The sequence below is a fragment of the Mesorhizobium sp. M7A.F.Ca.CA.002.04.1.1 genome (assembly GCF_004022805.1).
GTDB classification, from domain to species: domain Bacteria; phylum Pseudomonadota; class Alphaproteobacteria; order Rhizobiales; family Rhizobiaceae; genus Mesorhizobium; species Mesorhizobium ciceri.
In genome coordinates this window covers 1-4,480 of the sequence record NZ_RZPL01000484.1, presented here as the reverse complement: position 1 = coordinate 4,480, position 4,480 = coordinate 1, and the positions used below count along the sequence as shown (strand labels likewise).

At 59.8% G+C, this 4,480-nt stretch carries 4 protein-coding genes; 2 read left to right on the top strand and 2 right to left on the bottom strand.

Annotation, left to right across the window (positions count from 1 at the left end; all coding sequences use genetic code 11):
* The coding region (locus tag ENZ75_RS22310) for a lytic transglycosylase domain-containing protein (protein WP_164887927.1) at window positions 1-989 on the top strand (989 nt) is incomplete at its 5' end.
* 109 nt (window positions 990-1,098) lie between these two features.
* Window positions 1,099-1,998 carry an alpha/beta hydrolase gene (locus ENZ75_RS22305; RefSeq protein WP_013532597.1) on the top strand — a complete coding sequence of 300 codons (900 nt, stop codon included), beginning with the start codon at window positions 1,099-1,101 and terminating at the stop codon, window positions 1,996-1,998.
* A gap of 59 nt (window positions 1,999-2,057) precedes the next feature.
* Here the strand turns inward: ENZ75_RS22305 and ENZ75_RS22300 are convergent, their stop codons facing one another.
* Both ENZ75_RS22300 and ENZ75_RS22295 read right to left on the bottom strand, forming a co-directional pair.
* A complete protein-coding gene (locus ENZ75_RS22300) occupies window positions 2,058-3,152 on the bottom strand; it encodes a site-specific integrase (RefSeq protein ID WP_013532598.1) in 1,095 nt (364 codons plus the stop codon).
* A 238-nt stretch (window positions 3,153-3,390) separates the two neighbouring features.
* The coding region (locus tag ENZ75_RS22295) for a porin (protein WP_164750185.1) at window positions 3,391-4,480 on the bottom strand (1,090 nt) is incomplete at its 5' end.

Sequence of the window (4,480 nt, the reverse complement as noted above, 5' to 3'; positions counted from 1 at the left end):
GCCTGAACGACCCCAAGCTTGCCGCAACGCATTTCGCTCGCATCGCCGACCTTGCCCAAGGGCCGATGACGCTGTCGCGCGCGTATTACTGGCTCGGCCGTGCCGCCGAAGTCGGCGGCCCGGGCAACGCCAAGGATTATTTTGCGCGCGCCGCTGCCTACGGCACGACATTCTACGGCCAGCTTGCCGCCGAACGTGTCGGCCGGCAGGCGCTCAACATCGTCTATCCCTCGCCAAGCGCAGCCGACCGGCAGAACTTTGCCGGCCGCGAGGCCGTCAGCGCCATCAAGCGGCTGCAGGAGGCGGGCTACGACCGCTATGCCGAGACGCTCTATCGCGACCTTGCCGGGCAGTTGACCAGTCCAGGCGAACTGGCGCTGCTCGCTGTCCTTGCCGAAAAGCAAGGGAACCATTTCATGGCGCTGAAAATCGGCAAGATCGCCGGGGCGCGCGGCATTGATGTCGGCGCATTGTCGCATCCGCTCGGCGTCATTCCCGATTCGGCCGACATTTCCGGCTCAGGCAAGGCGCTGGCCTATGCGATCGCCCGCCAGGAAAGCGAATTCAACATCGGCGCCGTGTCGAGCGCCGGCGCGCGCGGGCTGCTGCAGCTGATGCCGGGAACCGCAAGGCAACTGGCGAAGAAGGCCGGGCTGCAGTTTTCGCAAACACGGCTGACCACCGATGCCGGCTACAACGCGACGCTTGGTTCGGCCTTCCTCGGCGAACAGCTCGACCGCTTCAACGGCTCCTACGTGCTGACCTTCGCCGGCTACAATGCCGGCCCCAACCGGGCCAGGCAGTGGGTGGGCAGATATGGCGACCCGCGCGGCAAGGACATCGACGCGGTCGTCGACTGGATCGAGCGGATTCCCTACACGGAAACAAGAAGTTACGTTCAGCGAGTGATGGAGAATTACGAGGTCTACAAGATGCGTATTTCCGGCGAATACGACATTGTCGGGGATCTGGTGAACGGGCGGAGTTGAGCCTTTCTGTCCTTCTCCACTTGTGGGAGAAGGCAAGAGCGCCTTTTATTGACCATCCCTGCCCTCGCCTGTAGCTGTCCAGATTGATACAGCGAGGTCGCACATTCCGATGGCAAGCGAGCAGCTTTTTTCCGACTTCTTCTACAGCGCACCGGACGGGTTAAAACTCCATGCGCGCGTCTATGGCGAGGCCAATTCCGGACCCTGGCCGGTTGTCTGCCTGCCTGGCCTGACCCGCAATGCCAGGGATTTTCACGAGCTCGCGCTCTATCTGTCGACGCATGCGGCCACTCCACGAAAGGTCATCGCCTTCGACTACCGCGGGCGCGGGCAGTCAGCTTATGATCCCGACGTCAAAAATTACAATGTCGGCGTGGAGGCCGGCGACATTCTCGCCGGGCTGGCGGCGCTGAACATCGGAGAAGCGGCCTTCATCGGCACCTCGCGCGGGGGATTGATCATCCATGTGCTCGGGACGATGCGGCCATCCGTCCTGAAAGCCATTGTTTTCAACGACATCGGACCGATGATCGAGACGGCCGGACTTGCCCATATCCAGTCTTATCTCGAGCGCGACCCGGCACCGAAAACCCGCACACAGGCGGCGGCCGCCCAGCGCAGCGTGCATGGCGAAGACTTCTCCGCTCTTGCCGGCGCCGATTGGGATCGGATGGTATGGGCTCTCTACCGCGAAACGGATGGTGGGCTGGTGCCGGATTTCGATCCGAAGCTGGTGGATACCGTTGCCAGTCTCGATCTGACGCAGAAGCTGCCTGACCTATGGCCGCAATTCGAGGCGTTGGCCGCGATTCCTCTGCTCACCATACGGGGCGTTAATTCGAGATTGCTGTCCACAGACACGCTCAAGCAGATGAGAGAGCGCCATTCCATGATGGAGACGATCACCGTCGAGGGTCAGGGCCATGCGCCGTTCCTCGAGACCGGCAGCCTACCGGGCGACATAGGCGCTTTTCTCGATCAGGCCGAGCGGAAGAATATCCTGAAGTAAATCCCATGACCGAACAAGGTCACGGGATAGCTATGATAGTATAGGCAAGTTTCTTCAGCCTACTTGGCTTTTGAACTTTTCCGAGTCGCTTTCGGCGACTCCTTAGCGGCGGCGGCTGCCCCGTCCCTCTTTTTCCGCTCTGCCGTCGGCGACGAAGGCGTCGTCACGGGCGAAGAAAACATGGGGCCTTCAGCGCAATTGCCGCCCGGCTGAGTCGATCGAGGCGTTTCCAGCACGATGACACAGCCATCGAGATCGTTGGTGGCCAGATGCGCGTAGCGCATCGTCATCGACAGCGTTTGGTGGCCGAGCCACATCTGCACGCGCCTGATGTCGATGCCGCCCTGGACAAGACGCGAGGCGCAGGTATGGCGCAATATGTGCGGCACCACCTGATCGTCGGCGCCGAGGCCGACTTCGGCCTTCGCGTCGTTCCAGATGGCACGGAACTGTGCCTGGCTGAGCTTGGTGAACGGTCCTTTGGGCCGACGACCCTCGGTGGGAGGCAGCTTGATGACCTCCTTGACCCGCTCGGTCATCGGAATGGTGCGGCTGCGGCCGGATTTGGTGATCCAGAAGGAGACGCGATGCTCCTGGATATCGTTCCAGATCAGCCCAAGCGCCTCGCCGAGACGGCATCCGGTGTCGACCAGGAAAACGGAAAGCCTGTAGGCATCCTCGCTGCGGCTCTTGATGGCGGCGAACAGGCGCGCCTCTTCGTCCCTTTCGAGGAAGCGAATCCGACCCGCCCGCTCCTTCTGGCGGCGGAACTCGGGCAGGCTGTGGATATCTCCCATCTTGTGAGCCTTGCGCAGCAGTTTGCTGAGGGCAGCCATCTTTCGATTGATGGTTGCGTTGCTGTTGCCGCGCTGGCGCAGGGTGCCGATAAGGTTGTCCAGGGTACTTTGGTCAAAGGCGCTGAAACGCTCACCAAGGAGAATCTCGTCTATTTCGCCGATGAACGAGCTGACATTATACTTATGCCGCCCATCATCCCATAATATGTCCCGATATGCTGAAAAAAGATCTCCGACCCGATGCGATTTTACTTCTCTAATCTTGTTGTAGGTGTATCGAATCTTCGGACTTTGAGAAGAAAACATCGAAAAATGATCAGAGGACTCGCCCTCTTGAATCGCTTCGTTCGTCATCATTTGCCACACCCCCGAGTGGGATAGGTCAGCCCTACCCGCTTGGAAGCGTCCTTTCAAGAGATTTTAATCACGCAGTTGTGATTTCATCCGCCCATCAGCGGATCCCACGAAACCACCCCACGGATTTATTCAGCTACCGTTACCCCCATCCTTCCGTTTGCCTTGATCCAGTCACGAAACAAAAACAGCCCGGGCGTTTGCGCGCCCGGGCTGGATTTCACCTGTAAGGAACCAGCCCTTAGAACGAGCGCTGGAAGCGGAGGATACCGCCGATGTTGCTCTTCTTGTCGGCATGGGTCCAGTTGGACACGGTGTCGTTGCCGACATTAAGGTAATCGACTTCGGCCGTAACCGTGAAGCCAGGAACCACGTCGTAGGCGATGTTCGCCGCGATGCCGAGGTTCTTGCCCTCGTCATATGACACCTGAGCGTTGAACGAGGTCTTCTCGTTGAACTTGTAGGTGCCACCGCCCCACAGTGCCCAATTGCCGCTCCACTGCTTGTACATGCCGCGACCACCAGCAGGGAAATTCAAGCTTGCGTCGGTGTAGTTGTCGTCGGTGCCGTAACCGCCCATGATGAACAGCGTCAGCTCGTTCGTCGCGTTCACGTCCAAGCGAACCTTGGTGGCGACTTCTTCGTAGTTGCTGTCATACGAAACAACGCCGGTGATTGCACCCCAGCCCTGCGTCCACTTCACACCGCCGACGACATGCGGAACATAGCTGTCGATCGTGTAGGCGCCATAGCCTTCTTCGAGTGAAACCACAGCCGAGAAGCCGTTGCCAGCATCGAAGTAATACTGGATGACGTTGGTGTCGAAGCCGCCATAGGGAACCAGCGTATCCTGGATGACGTTGCCGGCGTAGCCGACGAACGTATCGAAGGCCGATTCGTCCTTACCGACGCGCAGGCCACCGAGCTGGATCCAGGCGAAGTTCAGCGAAACAGGCTCGTTGCCAGCAGCATTGATGAACGGGCTCGTATCGCGTTGGGTGTTGCTGAAATTGAAGCGGGTCTCGGTGTAGGTCTTCAAGGTGCCGAGTTCGGTTTCCTGACCGGTCCAGGTCTTCAGCGTGAAGCGGGCTCTCTTGCGCCAGGTGTCGTTGCTCTCACCGATGTCCTGATGATCTGCGCTTCTTGCACCATCGAACGAGCCGACGTCGCCGCCACCGATGTCATAACGGATATAGCCGCCGATGCGCAGGCAGGTCTCGGTGCCGGGGATGTAGAAGTAGCCAGCGCCGTAGACGTCGCAAATCTTGACGTATTCAGCGGGTTCCGGCTCGGCGACGACGACGGCGTCGGCGGCGCGCGCACCGGAAACT